Here is a 16,914-nt window from a genome sequence, read left to right on the forward strand (position 1 = left end):
GAGACATCATATGATTAAGAAAAATTTCGATACATTGTGTGTGCATGCAGGCGTTGAACCTGAACAAACTACTGGGGCAATCATGACCCCAATTTTTCAAACATCAACCTATGTGCAAGACTCACCTGGCAATCCTAAAATTTATGATTATTCACGCGCCGGAAACCCAACGCGCACAGCTCTTGAAAGTTCACTTGCAGCCCTTGAAGGCACAAAACATGCAATTACTTTTGCTTCAGGCTTAGCTGCAGTTCAAGCTGTAGCTCAATTATTAAATCCTGGCGACCATGTTATTGTTTGTGATGATGTTTATGGTGGTACGGGAAGAATGTTTAGAAAAATATTTTCTAAATACAATATTGAATTTGAATTTGTTGATATGTCAAATCCTAAAAATATTGAGCCTTATTTCAAAAAGAATACAAAATTAATTTGGATAGAAACACCAACCAACCCTTTGCTAAAAATAATAGATATTTCAGCTGTAACAAATTTAGCAAAGAAATTTAACGTAACAACTTGTGTAGACAATACGTTCTCATCACCTGTTTTTCAAAATCCAATCGATCACGGTGCGCAAATTGTTTTGCACAGCACAACAAAATATATTGGAGGACACAGCGATTTAGTGGGAGGCTGCCTTATGCTAAATGACGACTCGCTTGCCGAACAACTTAAATTTTTACAGTTTGCAGGCGGTAGTGTAAATGCGCCGATTGAAGCATTTTTATTATTAAGAAGTATAAAAACTCTGTCGTTAAGAATGAAAAAGCACCACGAAAATGCGCTGTATCTTGCACGTGAAATGCAAAGTATGAAAATATTTTCTGAAGTTATTTTTCCGGGTTTAGAAAGCCATCCTCAATTTGATATCGCAAAAAAACAAATGCGTGGATATTCAGGCATGATATCTGCCAGAATCAAAGGCGATTTTAATACAGTAAAAATATTTTTATCTAAACTAAAATACTTCTCATTAGCAGAAAGCTTGGGAGGAGTTGAATCCCTTGTCAATCATCCAGAAACAATGACGCATGCAAGCGTTCCTCCTGAACTCAGAAAAAAACTTGGTATCACTCCAGATCTTTTAAGATTTTCGGTTGGTATAGAAGATGCTCAAGACCTTTTAAATGATTTGACGCAAGCTGCAAAATCTATCTGAGTTCATTTAATTAATATAATATCTCCTCCGATATATAAAAAGGGGATATTATATGGCAAAGCAAGGTAATCTTAAAAAGAATATAAATTCAAAAAAAATGCGCGGAACAGATGAATTAGATCTCTTAAAAATTATTTTAGATGAAAATAAAGAACTTAAGAAGAAAGTCATGCGTTTTATTCAAAAAAGTTTAGGAAAGACATCTTCTGGCACAGCGAAAGCTGGCAAAAAAGGTGCAAAACCTATTTAATTCTTGCAAATTTTCTCTTTTAAAGCAATTATACGATAGTGTACCTATTTAGATAGAACATTTTATAAAGAGAAAAATTTAAATGAATATAGATGTTTTAAAATATCTCGAACCAGCCAAATTAAATTTTAATGCCAGAGCAGAATCAATCGCTTCTAATTTTTCAAAAATATCCTTAAATTCTAAAAATAATCATTTCATTACTGAGCAAATATCAGATAAATTTATTATCATAGGTATTCCAGATGATCGTGGTGTCATCGCGAATTTAGGAAATCCCGGAGCGAAAGAAGGGCCAAAATTTTTTCGCGAATCTTTCTATAAAATGTATGACACGAAAATCATGCAGAAGATAACAAACTCAAAAAAATTATCGCAAAATTTACCCTCAACCAGTGTTACTCAAGATTTTCTATCCGATAAGATTACCGATGTCGGAAATATTATTTTAGCAAATACAATTGAAGAAACCCATGACAGACTTGCTGACGTTATTGAGTTCCTATTAAGCAATAATCCTAGACTCATTTTCGTAATAGGAGGCGGCCACGACTTCACATATGGAAGTTACAAAGGTCATGTAAAAAGTAAAGAAAACGAAATTATTCCTATTATCAACCTGGATGCACATTTTGATTTACGCCCCGTTATAAATAACGAAATAAATAGCGGCACAGCGTTTTATCGAATAATTAAAGATTTTAATAAAAACATTGCAAATGGCAAAGCCCTTTTAGAAATTGGCATTCAAAGGGAGCGCAACCCTCATTCTCTTTTTAACTACGCAATGCAAAATGGAATTAAAACTGTCGAATATATTTCCCTATTAAATATTTGGAAAGAAAATATAAGTGGAAATATACAAATACCTTCCGAGCATATCCATGATCATATTGACGATTGCTCTAAATTTGGCTTTGAACGAAAAACGGGAAGCTTGCACATTTCACTTTGCTTGGACATATTTGATCAAGCGCTTGCTCCTGGAACAAGCGCTTCGACTCCCATTGGAGCGCAAATGAAAGATCTTTCTCAAACATTCGCATATTTTGGAAAATCAAATACATGTCGCATTATGGACATTGCAGAACTTTGCCCAGCAAGAGATACTCTTGATCAGACAGCACGTCTTTGCGCTTCTATAGTTTATCGCATCATTCTCTTAAGAGAAGAATATTCTAATAGATAAAATCTAGCGCTCTCTTGTCGCATTCATGAATATGAGTTACTGGAACACGTTGAGGAGGAACTTGTTTATGGAGCATTCCGTACAATATATTGGTATGAACCCATATTTACCAATATTGCTCATTTTAATTTTTGGACTGGCACTTGGCTTGGGAGTGAGCGGTGTTTCATTTTTATTAGGCCCCAAAAAACCTAATCAACATAAACTCGAAGTCTATGAATGCGGCTTGCCAATCACAAGCACGGCTGAGAGACGTTTTTCAATCAAATTCTATTTGACAGCAATACTTTTTATTCTTTTTGATATTGAAACCATCTTTATGTACCTTTGGTCAGCAGCATTTGATTATTTAGGTTGGTTTGGAATTGTTGAAATTGGAATTTTTGTTGCAACACTTGCAATCGGCTATATTTACGTGCTCAAACGTGGCGCGTTACGTTGGGATTAAGGAGATATAGAATGATTGAATTAAGTATGACACAAATTTTGAGCACAATTCTTCTTATGCTTCTGGGCATTGCAGTCGGAGCACAAGTCGCTCCTATAATGAGCTGGGTCGAAAGACGTCAATGTGCGATTTTACAACGCCGAGTGGGTCCCAATCGAGTCGGCTTTTTTAAATTTAGAATATTTGGTCTTGGCCAACCTATTGCCGATGCTATAAAATTGCTTTTTAAAGAAGACTTTGTTCCTCCATATGTACATAAAGCATTTTACGTTATGGCTCCCGTTATCCCTGTCATAACTGGATTAGCCGTGACTGTTGCTATTCCATGGGGAAGTCATCTGATTGTAAATAATCAGATTGTTACCTTACAGGCTGTTAATTTAAACTCTGGATTTTTACTTATATTTGCGCTTTCATCTCTTGCAGTATATGGTGTTACTTTAGCCGGTTGGTCTTCCAATAATAAATATTCACTACTTGGAGGCTTACGCGCTTCCGCACAAATGGTGAGCTATGAAGTCGCTATGGGCATGAGCATCATACCACTCGTGTTTATTTGGGGAACTCTCGATCTGCAAGTTATGATTGCCCGCCAATCCGAAATTCTGTTTGGCTTTTTACCAAATTGGGGACTATTTCATGCCCCAGTATCATTTGTAATTTTTCTCGTCACAATTTTTGCAGAAACAAATCGTCTTCCATTTGACCTCGCTGAGAGCGAAGGAGAGTTGGTCGCTGGATTTTTAACCGAATATGGAGCAATGCGCTGGTCACTCTTTTTCCTCGGTGAATATTCCATGATGTTTGTTATGTGTGTCTTAACTGTCTCAATGTTTTTTGGTGGTTATGAAATCCCATGGATATCTCAACATCTCCTTTTGGAATATCTCACCCCAACATTAGGTGAAGCTTTAACAAGATGGATTCTTTTCCCAATTGGTCTTGGAGTTCTTTTATTAAAAGTAGTGTTACTTATGTGGTTTTTTGTACAAGTACGTTTTACTATTCCACGTTTCCGCTACGATCAACTCATGAAATTAGGTTGGGTTTATCTTCTCCCAATTGCTCTTGTTAATTTGGTTGTGACTGCAATTATAACTGCATTTATAAAATTTCACTAAGAGGCTAGGGAGAGTTTTTCAATATGGCAATTCAAATTTCTTTCATGATCATGGGAATTCTTGCGGTGTTCTTGTCCGCGGCAATGATCACACGCAAATGGCCTGTTACAGCCGCAATGCTCCTCATCATTATTATGATGCTTCTTGCAGGAATGTATGGACTTCTTGGCGCTCATTTTTCTGCAGTTGCCCAAATAATTGTTTATGCTGGCGCTATTATGGTTGTGTTCGTATTCGTCATTATGCTTTTAAATTTACCACCTGAAGAATTGAGATATGGTAGAGTTACCTTAAATGAAATTATTTTAATTGCTATCGGGTTTCTTGGAGCGCTCTTTTTGGGAACAAAAGTTGGCCAAGGTTATCTCACATCAGGTCTCAATTCTACAACACTTATCAATGCTCGTCCTCCTTATTACCCTGCTCAAATGAATGAAAATGTTAAAAATGTTTCCTCCCTTTTGTTTACAGATTACCTTTGGGCTTTTGAAATAGTTAGCTTTTTAATTTTAGCAGCAATTGTTGGATCTATTGTTATAGCAAAGAAAGCGAAGGTGAATGATGCCAAGTCTTCCTGAATTAGGTATATATTTTTCATTATTATTATTTATTGTCGGTATTTTTGGCGTCATGTTCAGAAAAAATATTATTTTTATGATGCTCAGTGTTGAAATTATGCTGAATGCAGCTAACCTTGCATTTATTAGCGCAAGTACACTTACAAATACCATTGATGGCCAAGTTGTTATGTTTTTCGTTATGGCAGTTGCAGCATGTGAAGCAGGAATTGGCTTGGCTCTTATCATTTCTCTTTACAGAGCTAAATCAAGCATTGAGATCGATGATCTCAGAATGCTAAGAGGTTAAAATGCACGATCAAACTCTTCTTGCTCTTATTGTACTCTTTCCACTCATTGGCGCATTACTAAATGCATTTGTATTTAGACACATGAGCGTTGTCGTTTCTTGTTTAACAGCAACTTTAGCGGTAGCAATCCCTTTTATATTATCACTTATTTTATTTTTTGGTCCAATCGCTAAGGGAACACCTGTTATTGCAGAATTATTTGATTGGATTAGTGTTCCGTTAATTAACGGAAAAGAATTTAATATTTCTTTTGCTTTGACAGCTGATAGATTGTCGGGATTATTTTTACTTGTAATTACCGGTGTAGGTACTCTTATTCATCTGTATTCAGGTGAGTATATGCATCATGAAAACCGCCCTTATCGTTTTTTTGTTTATTTAAATTTATTTATTGTTTCAATGCTTCTCCTTGTTCTTGGCTCAAATATGCTTGTTACTTTCTTGGGCTGGGAAGGTGTGGGAGTATGCTCTTATCTTTTAATTGGCTATTGGTATGAAGACACAGCAAACTCTATGGCAGCAATCAAGGCATTCATAGCTAATAGAGTAGGTGATGCTGGGTTTCTAATTGCTATGTTTCTTTGCTATATGCTCTTTAAAACCATTAATTATAGTGAAATTGCCACTATTATTGCTGCAACACCACAAAATTTCTATACAGAACACTCATTAGAAATCACTTTAATTGGCCTTTGTCTTTTACTTGGCGTAGCTGGTAAATCGGCGCAAATTCCACTTTACACTTGGCTTCCGGATGCCATGGCAGGTCCAACACCTGTTTCAGCCCTTATCCATGCGGCTACGATGGTGACTTCTGGCATTTATCTTATGAACAGAGTGAGTTTTGTTCTTGTATTAAGTCCAACCGTTATGACAACAATTGCGATTGTTGGCGCAGCCACTGCTATTTTATCTGCAACAATTGGATTTGCTCAAACAGATATTAAAAAAGTTTTAGCTTATTCAACATGTAGTCAACTCGGTTATATGGTTTTAGCTTGTGGCGTTGGCGCATTTCAATATGGTGTTTCTCACGTCATCACCCATGCATTTTTCAAAGCCTGCCTCTTCCTAGGAGCAGGAAGCGTCATTCACGCTATGCACCATGAACAAGATATTCGTAAAATGGGTGGTCTTTTCAAAAGAATGCCAATAACAAGTATTACATTTATAATTGCGACTCTTGCTATTATTGGTTTCCCAGGGTTTTCAGGGTTTTTCTCAAAAGATGCTATTTTAGCAGCAGCTTGGTCAGGACCATTTGGCAACCCAATCCTTTGGTTTGTCGGCTGGATTACTGCAGGATTCACCGCGTTTTATATGTTGCGCCTCACTTGGTTGGTGTTTTTTGGCGAATCGAGAGCTGAACATCCTGAAAAAATACATGAAACAAATTATGTTATAACTTTGCCACTCATTATTCTTGCAATTTTTTCTGCCTTAGGAGGATTGATTGCAATTCCAGAAGTTTTCACTGGCAAAGAAGATTTTATTACAAGATTTTTATCTCCCGTTCTTATGCAATCTGAAGAGATTTTAAAAGCAAGTGGTATTCATGGAAATCCACTAAGCCATTCCATGGAATTTGGCCTAATGGGAGCATCAATTATTATTGTGTTTATTGGTGCCTTGTTTGCGATCACTGTATACAAAAATGGACCTCAAGGCGGCGAACGCTTTGCCAATGCATTTGGTGGTTTTTATAGATTAATCAGAGATAAATGGCGTGTTGACGAACTTTATAATCTCGTAATTTATCAACCATTAGCTCATTTTGGTAGTTTTCTTTACAGAATTATTGATCGGAAAGTTATTGATGGTGTTGTAAATGGCATCCCTGAAACTCTATACACTGGCACAAGCGTCGCAAGCGACGCTCAATCAGGTATGGCAAGAAATTACCTCAAGTTCATCTATATTGGTGTTTTTGTTTTTGGGTTAATTCTATTTCTTTGAGCAGGTGAGAGGATACAATGATAGATGAAATTTCGCAGTGGATTTTATCCCTGCTCATAGTTTTTCCAGTTTTAGCAGCTTTGCTAATATTAGTGATTCCAGGAAAAGATGACTCCCGAATTCACAGACATATTGCAATGGGTGCAACAATTCTTGAATTTATTTTTTCACTCCATCTGGTGAGACATTTTGTTCCAAACACAGCACAGTTTCAATTTTCACAAGTTGCAAACTGGCTACCTAATTCAACAGGAATAAAATATATCGTTGGTGTTGATGGAATTAATTTAATACTCGTACTTTTATCGACTTTATTTTGCGCCATCGTAATGATAACAACTTACACATCACTCAAAACAAAAGTAAAAGGTTTTCTTGCTTTATTTTTGTTACTTGAATCTGCAATAATTGGTGTATTTGTTTCTCTCGATGTTGTTTTATTTTATGTTTTTTGGGAACTCAGCCTTATCCCTGTTTACTTTATGATCGGAATTTGGGGCGGAAAAGACAGGATCTATGCGACTTTAAAACTATTCATTTATGGAGTAATTGGCAGTTTACTAATGCTCGTTGCTCTCATATATTTATATTTTGCACACGCAAATAGTCATGGTGGACTTTATTCTTCAAATATTCTAGATTTATATTCAACCGCTGTTACTCTACCATTTAATACTCAAGCCTGGCTATTCCTTGCTGTTACTTTAGCATTTGGAATAAAAGTTCCAATTTTCCCATTTCACACTTGGTTACCTGACACATATGAACAAGCTCCAGCGACATATACACTTATGTCAGGTGTTATTCTAAAGTTAGCAACGTATGGCCTTATTCGCTTTAGCCTGTGCTTATTTCCAAGTGCTGCAGCCTATTACGCAAAGCCAATTATGCTCCTTGCTGTGATCGGCATTCTTTATGGTGCACTTATTGCTTGGAAACAATCAAATGTTCGAAGAATTATGGCATTTTCTTCTCTAAGCCATTTAGGCTTTATCGTCATAGGGATTTTTTCTTTAAATACGCTTGGTCTCCAAGGTGCTCTCTATCAAATGCTCAATCATGCTATTACAGCTGGAGCACTCTTTATTTTATTTAATATTTTATATGAAAGAAAAAATTCTTTTGAACTTGACGACTTCGGTGGTCTTGCCAAAGTTATGCCATGGTATGCTTTTTTCTTTGTCATAGCAGCGATGGGTTCAGTAGCATTGCCAAGTACAGGAAGTTTTATTGGTGAATGGCTTATTTTGATAGGCGCATTTCAAGCAAATCCAATTTTAGGCTCTCTGGCCACAATTGGAGTTATTATTGGTGCTGTTTATATTCTTTGGGCTACCTATAAAATATTATTTGGGCCTATCACTCACGAAGAAAATAAAAAACTTGCCGGAATGCACAAGCACGAAGTTTTTCAATTAGTAATATTATCAATATTTATTTTTGTCCTTGGCTTTTCTTCATCTGGAATTCTTGAGCACACAAAACCAACTCTTGTTAATATTGAAAGATGTATAAAAAATAATTCAGCTTACTCGTCTGAACTGGCCAATACAAAAAATGGAATTCTTATGCCTTTGAGTAAATTCTCTTTAGAAATTAAACAAGGAGTAAAATGATGTCGTCAAATTTTATGATGTCTCGACTCCCAGAAATTGTAAAAGATGCAATTCAAAATAGATTGTGGAACGATATTTTACCAAGTTCTTCTTTCTATCTTCTTGCAGCGCCCATTTTATTGTTACTAATTGGCTCACTTATTACCATGATTTTGGGAGTTTTCAAAACAGACCCAGAAAAACCTTGTTACCCTTCATGGTACGTTGCAGTTTTCATATGTTTTGCTTCTGCTGCTCTTGCAATCACTGCAAAAATTGAAACTCCTGTCGCTTTTCTTGGTAGCGGTGTTTTAATTGATGAGATTTCTTCGGTATCTTTTTCAGTTATTGCTATTGGTACTTTATTCACTTTAATGGCAAGTTCGATGACAGCAATTGGAAAACAATTGTTACGTTCGGAATTAATTTCTCTTTTATTAATGTCAGCAGCAGGACTCATGATAATGTGCTCTGCTGGAGAGTTTCTAGGATTTTTTATTGGCCTCGAATTAACAAGTATTTCACTCTATGTTCTTGTTGGCTACCAAAGAAAAAGCTTTCAAGGTATGGAAGCAGCCATTAAATATTTTATTCTGGGTGCAGCAGCTTCGGCTATTATATTAATGGGTGCAGCCCTTATTTATGCAAGTATTGGTTCATTGCGTTTTTCAGACTTTAGAAATTTAAATATTTCAATTGACCATCCCTTTTCTCTCCTCGGAGTTCTCCTGTTATTTAGTGGCCTCTCTTTTAAACTTGCCATTGCCCCATTTCACTCTTGGGCACCTGACGTTTATCAAGGAGCTAATTCTCATCTGACAGGCTTTATGGCTTCTTTAGTCAAATTCAGTATTGCTATTGTTTTTATGAGAATCTTAAGCTCAAGTTTGGGAGAAGGCAGGCACACAAGTTTAATCGTAATGTTCTGGGTTTTGGGAGCATTCTCAATCGTAGTGGGCTCACTTTTTGGCCTTGTGCACAACAGTCTAAAACGCATGCTTGCTTATTCATCTGTTGCCAATGCCGGTTACTTTTGTCTTGCTTTTGCTTCTCTTGCGTCCAATCCCACGAGCCTAGAAGCGAAACAATCCCTTATGTCTTACGCAGTCATTTATGCTGTGTTAAGCATGGGTGCATTTACAGTGATTGCTTGGTTTGAAGACCATAATAGAGAAGATCTTCTGAAAGAAGAACTCGCTGGAATGGGTTCTAAAAAACCTTTCGCTGCTTTTGCTCTCACTATTTTCCTTTTTGGTTTCGCAGGAATTCCTCCCGTAGCAGGCTTTTTCGGAAAATTCTTTTTAATTCTCTCTGCAGTAAATCAAGGACTTATTGGTTTATCCATTATTTTAGTCGTATTTAGCTGCTTGTCACTTTATTACTATCTTTCTGTGATGGTTGAAATGTGGTTTAAACCATCCACTCGTTATTCTGCACAAAGTAATCAAGATTCAGAAACAAATTCTGGGATGCTTATTTTATCGTTAATTGCAGTGATAGCTTCTTTATTTATCGGTATTTTTGGCCCACGTTGGGCAATTAATCTCGATTATTCACAAGCCGTAGAAAAAAATACGAGAATCATTAATACTGCGGATACGATTGAAGAACAAACCCAAGCAGACGCTTCGGTTATTCATTTTTCTCGCTAATAATAACTCTCTGAAAAGAAAGTAAACTAAGCCTTGCACTGCAGGGCTTTTGCTTTACAAGGACAAAAAAAATGAGCATTTTTTTTGAAAAAATGACCCAAGCATTTGCAGATGAAAAGATAGATCCCATTGCAAATAAAAAAATACCCATACAATACTGCTGCCATAATTATGAAGATTTTTCTGAAAAAATCACACAGATTTTATCTAAATACAAAAATAATAAAGTATTTATTTTACATGATGGAAAAAATAAAAAATCTGACAAAGACTCTAATACAAATATTTTAGAAAAAATATCTAAAATTCTCGCTAATACATTCTCTGTTATTGAAAAAAATCTTGCAACAGAAAGCAATTCCAACTGTGACGAAATCCATGCTTCGGAATATTTTTTAAAAAAAACAACCGACCTTATTCTAAATGAAACAGATTGTGAGATTTATATTGCTTTGGGCAGTGGAACGATCACCGATCTTTTAAAACATTCGCTTTTTTTAAATAAACCCAATGCTCTTTTTATTTCAATACCGACAGCAATGACAGTAACTGCATTTTCCTCGTCTTTTTCTGTCGTGGACATTTCCGGAGCAAAAAGAACAAGGCAATCAAAGGATATCTATGCTACTTTTTGGCTTACCCCCCTTTTACAAGCAGCACCGATGGAACTTTCCCGTGCTGGCTATGGAGATCTCCTCGCACGTTTCGTGGCCTATGGTGATTGGTACTTAGGATTTAAATTAGGAATTTCTGAAAAATATGATGAACTTGCCTTTCGTTTGATGGAAGTTTTTGCTGAACCACTTAAGCAAGTTGCTTCTGAATTTGGACAAAAAGAGCTTTCTACCCGCGCCGTTGAAATTTCTGCGGCTGCACTCGCTATGGCTGGCATAGCAATGTCTCTTTCGGGCGAAACGACTCCTTTAAGTGGATATGAGCACGTGATAAGCCATGCCCTCGATTTTCTCCGTTTGAGTTCAGATCGCCCTCTTGTTTTACATGGAGAGCAGGTTGCATTGGCTTCTCTGACAAGTGCAATGAGTTTTGAATGGCTTTTAGAAATTGAAAATTTTGATTTGAAAAAATTTCGCAGCATGAATGAAAAAGATACAAATCAAATCATCAATCACTTTTTTAGTGCTGCACCTTTTTTTGGTAAAGATGAAGATAAATTCTCTGAATCAGAAAGAAAGAAAATCGATATAAATTTATCTGCAAAATTACATTCTGCAAAAGAAATATTTATTTCAGATTATCTTAAAAAAAGTCAAAAGTGGGATATAGCAAAAGAAAGATTTACTGATTTTATCCATGAATGGCCAGAAATAAAAGCACATTTAAAAAAATTGACCCTTAGCTCCCACTCAATGCAAGCGCTGCTAGAACAAGCCCAGTTGCCAATATTTCCTGAAGCAACCACACCAAATACCACTGCGCTTGAATATCGTTGGGCCATTCGCTTTGCACCGTTTATCCGCTCACGCTTTTGCCTTGCTGATTTCATTTTTTGGATCGGTGAAGATTGTTGTATTGCTGCAGCTACGTAAAGATATGTTAAAATAAAATTTTATTTTACTTATTTAAATCTTTCACTCCTAGCGACATCAATAACACTTAAGATCCGTTCTGTACTATCTTATATTATCAACTTTCACGGTATGGAGTCCCTCAGAGGAACTATTAATGATGAACAATTAGAGATAGCACTCAAAAATAAAAAAAATCGCACTTATTATTTCATTAAAAAATATGGTTTAAGTGAAGAAAAAAACAAATAAATTTTGTTTTTTTCTATCTCATAATTGAAAAATTTTTTTCTTGAATAAGAATAGATTCATTTCTTAAATGAAGATAATAATCTATAAATTTTTTTGTACGCTTTATAATCCATTTTATCGAAACCTTCTCTAAAAAAGATTTTATTAGAATCCATTTCAGTATAAGCCATAATATCTTCCCATGGCACTCCTCCAGCTATAACAACCTCCTTATTGTCATATTTTACGAATTTTATTTTAGGAGCTTTTGTTATTTTATAATCTGGATCATTAGATTCAGGCATTTCAAACCCACCTTCTGTATAAATGACATAAATCCAGCGACTTCCTTTCGGCATTATATATGTACTAGTGCCCTCGATAGTTCTAGATGCCCAATCATGAACAAATTTAGCTTGATAAGAAGTAGAAATGAAACCTTTAAAATCATAGTTTTCATGCACATGTGCAGATAAATTTAATTGATTTTGTAAATACCAATTCAATATTAAGGTCATTTTCCCAAAATCAGTGGGGATATAACCACGATTACTTTTTTTAAAATCTTTAGAATTGGGAGCCTCAGGTAAATCATCTATAGGTTGTTTTGTAATATCAAAATCTTCTCCTGTCATCTTCTTATACCTTATTAACATTTCATTAATATATTTTAAATCATTGGGAAAAGTTGTTCGTGGCCAAAATCCTCCAACGTCTTCCACTCCACAGTTAATTTTATTGCCGAATTTATCGACTTGCTTTTTATATTCAACTTCTGTTCCAGTCATAGGGTCATTAAGCTTATAACCATTTTGCCATTCATCTAGACAATCTTTAAATTGAACCGAAGGGCCCCTGGTATCAGATCGAAATACATATCCAATCACACGGGGAACTTTTAATTGTAAATCCCATACTTCATGGCCTTTATTTGCTTTATCTTGGAAAAAATCATCATAAACAAATTTGCGTGAATGGTTTTTCTCTAAAATACTTTTTATAAATTTATTCTCAGCAATTGGTTTGCCTTTGACATTATAATCTGCAAATTTAATTATAAACTTATTACCTAGCTGCGATAAAAGTTTATGAGTTTCAGTTTCTTCTTTTCCCTGTCCAGAAATCTGAAACTTAAAACTACTTATTCCTCCATTAATTTCATAATCTACTTCAATAAATCCAATTTCAAAATTTGTATTACTTGGTTGAAATATAACTGATAATAAGCATTTTTTTTCACTTTCAAGTTCACTCGAACAAGATTGAATTTCATTACTTGTTACTGTCGTATCCGGATTAGGTGATTCAAGTTTAAAATTACTATTTGAAATTGTTATGTTTTTAATTATAATTTTTTCAGAATAAAAATTCTGTAATTCAAAAGTCCTTTTAAACTTATAACTCATTGTTATCAAACCAAAGTTACCACTTAAGTTTATAATTTGAAGTTTAGAAGCTACTGATTCAGAATTGCTATCTTTTTTACAAGAACTGAAAATCAAACTTAAAAACATCACTAAGATAAATATTTTATAATTTTTCATTTTAAATCCAAAAAATTAGATAAATTTTAAAATCCGTCTAATCAATCGGAATAATTTGTAAAACCTTAAATATAAAAAAAGTTAACTATATATTATTTATAAGATATTTTCAGTAAAATCACACTTATTGACCTATGTTCCTTCTTTGCAAAATTTGAAGCGCTCAAAAAGTTTGAAAGCTGAATAACTATTTGCTACCCAGAATCGAGCACAGTGCTCCATTAATTTCCGCTTGGCATGGTCAAAGGTTTAGGAAGAGTGGAAGTGCGAGCTCAATAGAACTAGCTGTAATAACAACGAAGTCCACTTCTTAATGAGCTGTTACCGATGCCAACTAAGCCTCGCAAATGTTAAATATTATAATGGCGAATTTGATTCTTTAATCCGCTAGTTTGTATCCATCCAGAAATACGTAATTTTAAATATTTATTTATCTAAAAATTAATTGATATTTTATAAGCGCTAAACTCAACCCATTTTACTTGCAAGTCATTATCTTTAGCAGTTGCAATGAAAAAATAAAGAATGGCACTACCTTGACCGCCATGAACAACTGGGAAAAGAGCCAATTTTTTCTTCCAATTGCAAAAAGTCTGATGCAATTTTCTCCCCTGTTATTTGACAAAGAAACAAGTCCATTGATCATAAAATGAAGTAAATGAGGCCATTCGTGAGAAATATAACCTAAGGCAATATTTTATAAACATTATCATCAATAGTTTTCTAATATTATATATGATAATAGCAGATTTATTTTTTTGATTTTCAATTTTTTCTTCTGGTGATAAAATTTGATTATGATACATTTATACTTAATTATTCAATCGATCGTCAATGCTAAAAAGCTAATGACAGTGATCGCCCATCTTTTATAGTACAAATTACACATCAATCTCAGCTCATTGATGCAGTCTTTAAATCTCTTTAAGACGCAGATGAAGAAAAATTTATTACAGCAACTGTTAAGTTAGCAGCTGCACATCTAGCCCATAATCAAAGAAACATTGTTTTAAAAAGTTTTCCTGAACTTTTTAAAACAAAAGAATTTAGAAATTATCGAATCCTGTCGATCTATTTGCATTATTTATTGAATTGTTCCCAGTTTTTCTAAAGTTTAAAATTCTTTATTTTGCCCGCTTCTTTTGCATCATTTCCCAATCTTCGGTTTTCATAGATTTTAAAAAATTAAATTCCCCAGCGCCTTGCAACCACTCACCACCATCAATGGTAACGACTTCTCCATTGATAAATGCAGCGTAATCCGAAACAAGGTATGAGGCTAAATTTGCTAATTCAATATGCTGACCAGCTCTTCCTAGTGGGTTTTTTCCTTCTAATTGTTCACCAAGATTCGCATTGGGTACAAGCCTTTCCCAAGCTCCTTCTGTTGGAAAAGGTCCTGGTGCAATTGCATTCATGCGTATTCCTTTTCCTCCCCATTCCACTGCCAAACTTCTTGTCATAGCTAGTACACCTGCTTTTGCCATTGCAGATGGAACAACAAATGCAGATCCAGTTGTGGCATATGTTGTCACTATATTTAAAACTGCAGCTTTTTGCTGTGTTTTTAACCATCTTTTTGCACATGCTAGAGTCACATAACTTGTGCCATGCAAAACTATATTGAGCACAGCGTCGACTGCTCTTGGTGATAAATCTTCTGTACGAGATATAAAATTCCCTGCAGCATTATTTACTAAAATATTCAATCCACCTTCCGAAAAAATACTTTCAATCATGTTTTCAACAGATGCTGCATCTTTCACATCACACACTTTATACGAAGCCTTTTCACTTTTGAATTTATTATTAAATTCTTTACAAGTTTCTTTGAGAACTTCTTCTCTTCTTCCACAAATAACTACATGTGCGCCAAGAGATAAAAATCGTTCTGACATACTTTTACCAAGTCCAGTTCCACCCCCAGTTACTAATATTTTTTTACTTTCTAAAAGATTTGACTCAAACATAAATTATCTCCTCTGTCTGTGAATTTATAAAATACAGTACAATGGAAAAAATAAGAGATCAAAACTCTTTATATTTTTATTTATTATGCTTTTTAAAAAGCGGTGAAATAAGATATTTTTTATTTATTTTGCAATAAATAATAGTTAAATCATATTTAAAAAAGATTATTCGAGCTCTTTGAATAATTTTTTCTAAACAAACCCTCAAACTTTCTTTACGCTGCGGTGAGGAATTCGCATAACCTTCATAAAATGCAGCAAGGAGATCATTACGAGAAAGTCCATATGGAAATTGTGAAAGCAATATCATAAGTCGGCCTGGTTCTTTTGCAGATTCAACAGGAGAAACAAATTCAACATAGGATAAGCAGAGTTTTACCCATCTTTTAGCAACATAAGGTGATGACGCCACTTCGTTAAGGGCAAGCGCCAAAGATTCCTGCATTTTAGTATATTTATCCCCACTTCTCAGTTTTTTCCGAATTATTCTTATGCTTTTATCCGCCACAGATACTTTTTCGTTTTTAATTAATTCAGAATTTTGCAGATTTTCGTAATTCATTGAAACCTCTTTTATTTTACGATTAAAAAATTCATGGAAATAAATATTTCTTCCATATTTTAATTAATGCAATATTTATGCCAGAGTTAAATGTTTTATATAATCATGTATTTATAAATTTCAGCCAAAAATACTTTGAATTTTACTGCCCGATATTCAGACGATTTTTAAAATTTATAATTGAATATCGGTCAATATTTTTTTTCTTTTTTAATTTTATGCTATTATAAAGTAAGAATTTTTAAATAAAAGATTGATTTTAAGACATTTATTTTCTTTGTAATCTCAATTACATTTTTATTCTCTATAAAAAATAAAAGCCTATAGAACTAATTTCTATAGGCTTTTATTCTGTTTGTTGTCTGCATTTTTAGAAAATACTACTGATTTTACACTGATGCCTTAAGCTCTTCTGCAGATACATAGCGACTCGAAATACGAGCAGCTTTACCGCGAAGCTTACGGATGTAGTAAATTCTGGAACGACGAACTTTACCACGAACTTTAATATCAACATGGTCGATAAGTGGTGAGTGCGCAAAGAAGTTACGCTCAACACCAATAGCCCCAGCAGACATTTTACGAACGAGGAAAGTAGAATTCGTTGTACCCTTGCGGTAACGAATCACAGTTCCTTCGAAAGATTGTAAACGGTATTTTGGAGTTCCGTCTTTTTCAGTACCTTCTTGGATTTTTACCCAAACGCACACAGTGTCACCAGCCTTGAAATTAGGCAATGGCTTTGCGCGCATGTACTTTGATTCAAAAGATTTAAGAATAGGATGCTTCATAAACTAATCCACCTATAGCGAGAATTGCCTAAAATCGGATTCTCTAAAA

General features: G+C 34.7%; 16 protein-coding genes. 11 read left to right on the forward strand and 5 right to left on the reverse strand.

Going from position 1 to position 16,914, the window contains the following annotated elements; translation table 11 throughout:
- The first annotated feature begins 10 nt into the window (after nt 1–10).
- The 11 genes from EZS29_RS14055 to EZS29_RS14105 all read left to right on the forward strand — a co-directional run bounded on the left by EZS29_RS14055 (nt 11) and on the right by EZS29_RS14105 (nt 11,788).
- A complete protein-coding gene (locus tag EZS29_RS14055; RefSeq protein ID WP_130612132.1) occupies nt 11–1,162 on the forward strand; it encodes a trans-sulfuration enzyme family protein in 1,152 nt (383 codons plus the stop codon).
- Nucleotides 1,163–1,214: 52 nt separating this feature from the next.
- Entirely contained in the window at nt 1,215–1,412 is a 198-nt protein-coding gene (locus tag EZS29_RS14060) for a hypothetical protein (protein ID WP_130612135.1), read from the forward strand.
- Nucleotides 1,413–1,494: 82 nt separating this feature from the next.
- Nucleotides 1,495–2,601, forward strand: a complete 1,107-nt coding sequence (locus EZS29_RS14065) for a formimidoylglutamase (protein ID WP_130612138.1) — start codon at nt 1,495–1,497, stop codon at nt 2,599–2,601.
- Between the two features lie 67 nt (nt 2,602–2,668).
- Nucleotides 2,669–3,049, forward strand: coding sequence for an NADH-quinone oxidoreductase subunit A (locus EZS29_RS14070; RefSeq protein ID WP_216678689.1), 381 nt, complete (start codon nt 2,669–2,671; stop codon nt 3,047–3,049).
- 11 nt (nt 3,050–3,060) lie between these two features.
- Nucleotides 3,061–4,170 (forward strand): complex I subunit 1/NuoH family protein, encoded by a 1,110-nt coding sequence (locus EZS29_RS14075; protein WP_130612141.1) that lies wholly within the window; start codon nt 3,061–3,063, stop codon nt 4,168–4,170.
- A gap of 23 nt (nt 4,171–4,193) precedes the next feature.
- On the forward strand, nt 4,194–4,748 hold the full coding sequence (locus tag EZS29_RS14080) for an NADH-quinone oxidoreductase subunit J (RefSeq protein WP_130612144.1): 555 nt from the start codon (nt 4,194–4,196) through the stop codon (nt 4,746–4,748).
- Nucleotides 4,729–5,037: an NADH-quinone oxidoreductase subunit NuoK gene (gene nuoK, locus EZS29_RS14085; protein WP_216678690.1), complete on the forward strand. Its 309-nt coding sequence runs from the start codon at nt 4,729–4,731 to the stop codon at nt 5,035–5,037. The genes EZS29_RS14080 and nuoK overlap by 20 nt, the downstream gene beginning before the upstream one ends.
- A gap of 1 nt (nt 5,038) precedes the next feature.
- Complete coding sequence (gene nuoL / locus EZS29_RS14090; protein ID WP_130612147.1) at nt 5,039–6,994, forward strand: NADH-quinone oxidoreductase subunit L; 1,956 nt, start codon at nt 5,039–5,041, stop codon at nt 6,992–6,994.
- Nucleotides 6,995–7,011: 17 nt separating this feature from the next.
- On the forward strand, nt 7,012–8,610 hold the full coding sequence (locus EZS29_RS14095; RefSeq protein WP_130612150.1) for a complex I subunit 4 family protein: 1,599 nt from the start codon (nt 7,012–7,014) through the stop codon (nt 8,608–8,610).
- Nucleotides 8,610–10,241, forward strand: a complete 1,632-nt coding sequence (locus tag EZS29_RS14100; protein ID WP_172603969.1) for an NADH-quinone oxidoreductase subunit N — start codon at nt 8,610–8,612, stop codon at nt 10,239–10,241. Before EZS29_RS14095 ends, EZS29_RS14100 begins: the two co-directional genes overlap by 1 nt.
- A gap of 71 nt (nt 10,242–10,312) precedes the next feature.
- A complete protein-coding gene (locus EZS29_RS14105; RefSeq protein ID WP_130612158.1) occupies nt 10,313–11,788 on the forward strand; it encodes an iron-containing alcohol dehydrogenase in 1,476 nt (491 codons plus the stop codon).
- A 287-nt stretch (nt 11,789–12,075) separates the two neighbouring features.
- On the opposite strand, the gene EZS29_RS14110 is transcribed toward EZS29_RS14105, so the two are convergent.
- The 5 genes from EZS29_RS14110 to rplS all read right to left on the reverse strand — a co-directional run bounded on the left by EZS29_RS14110 (nt 12,076) and on the right by rplS (nt 16,865).
- Entirely contained in the window at nt 12,076–13,542 is a 1,467-nt protein-coding gene (locus EZS29_RS14110) for a hypothetical protein (RefSeq protein ID WP_130612161.1), read from the reverse strand.
- A 434-nt stretch (nt 13,543–13,976) separates the two neighbouring features.
- Nucleotides 13,977–14,144, reverse strand: coding sequence for a hypothetical protein (locus tag EZS29_RS14115; RefSeq protein WP_246035203.1), 168 nt, complete (start codon nt 14,142–14,144; stop codon nt 13,977–13,979).
- 522 nt (nt 14,145–14,666) lie between these two features.
- On the reverse strand, nt 14,667–15,512 hold the full coding sequence (locus tag EZS29_RS14120) for an SDR family oxidoreductase (RefSeq protein ID WP_130612167.1): 846 nt from the start codon (nt 15,510–15,512) through the stop codon (nt 14,667–14,669).
- A 76-nt stretch (nt 15,513–15,588) separates the two neighbouring features.
- A complete protein-coding gene (locus EZS29_RS14125) occupies nt 15,589–16,074 on the reverse strand; it encodes a hypothetical protein (protein ID WP_130612169.1) in 486 nt (161 codons plus the stop codon).
- A 389-nt stretch (nt 16,075–16,463) separates the two neighbouring features.
- A complete protein-coding gene (gene rplS, locus EZS29_RS14130) occupies nt 16,464–16,865 on the reverse strand; it encodes a 50S ribosomal protein L19 (protein ID WP_130612172.1) in 402 nt (133 codons plus the stop codon).
- Nucleotides 16,866–16,914 lie beyond the last annotated feature (49 nt).

Origin of the sequence: Fluviispira sanaruensis (assembly GCF_004295685.1) — a bacterium.
In the GTDB taxonomy this organism is placed as follows: domain Bacteria; phylum Bdellovibrionota_B; class Oligoflexia; order Silvanigrellales; family Silvanigrellaceae; genus Silvanigrella; species Silvanigrella sanaruensis.

Coding starts and splice junctions, on each gene's coding strand:
- nuoK (WP_216678690.1), top strand. CDS start 4,729: ATGATGCCAAGTCTTCCTGAATTAGGTATATATTTTTCATTATTATTA.
- EZS29_RS14070 (WP_216678689.1), top strand. CDS start 2,669: ATGGAGCATTCCGTACAATATATTGGTATGAACCCATATTTACCAATA.
- EZS29_RS14125 (WP_130612169.1), bottom strand. CDS start 16,074: ATGAATTACGAAAATCTGCAAAATTCTGAATTAATTAAAAACGAAAAA.
- EZS29_RS14065 (WP_130612138.1), top strand. CDS start 1,495: ATGAATATAGATGTTTTAAAATATCTCGAACCAGCCAAATTAAATTTT.
- EZS29_RS14080 (WP_130612144.1), top strand. CDS start 4,194: ATGGCAATTCAAATTTCTTTCATGATCATGGGAATTCTTGCGGTGTTC.
- EZS29_RS14110 (WP_130612161.1), bottom strand. CDS start 13,542: ATGAAAAATTATAAAATATTTATCTTAGTGATGTTTTTAAGTTTGATT.
- EZS29_RS14055 (WP_130612132.1), top strand. CDS start 11: ATGATTAAGAAAAATTTCGATACATTGTGTGTGCATGCAGGCGTTGAA.
- rplS (WP_130612172.1), bottom strand. CDS start 16,865: ATGAAGCATCCTATTCTTAAATCTTTTGAATCAAAGTACATGCGCGCA.
- EZS29_RS14075 (WP_130612141.1), top strand. CDS start 3,061: ATGATTGAATTAAGTATGACACAAATTTTGAGCACAATTCTTCTTATG.
- EZS29_RS14060 (WP_130612135.1), top strand. CDS start 1,215: ATGGCAAAGCAAGGTAATCTTAAAAAGAATATAAATTCAAAAAAAATG.
- EZS29_RS14105 (WP_130612158.1), top strand. CDS start 10,313: ATGAGCATTTTTTTTGAAAAAATGACCCAAGCATTTGCAGATGAAAAG.
- EZS29_RS14120 (WP_130612167.1), bottom strand. CDS start 15,512: ATGTTTGAGTCAAATCTTTTAGAAAGTAAAAAAATATTAGTAACTGGG.
- nuoL (WP_130612147.1), top strand. CDS start 5,039: ATGCACGATCAAACTCTTCTTGCTCTTATTGTACTCTTTCCACTCATT.
- EZS29_RS14100 (WP_172603969.1), top strand. CDS start 8,610: ATGTCGTCAAATTTTATGATGTCTCGACTCCCAGAAATTGTAAAAGAT.
- EZS29_RS14095 (WP_130612150.1), top strand. CDS start 7,012: ATGATAGATGAAATTTCGCAGTGGATTTTATCCCTGCTCATAGTTTTT.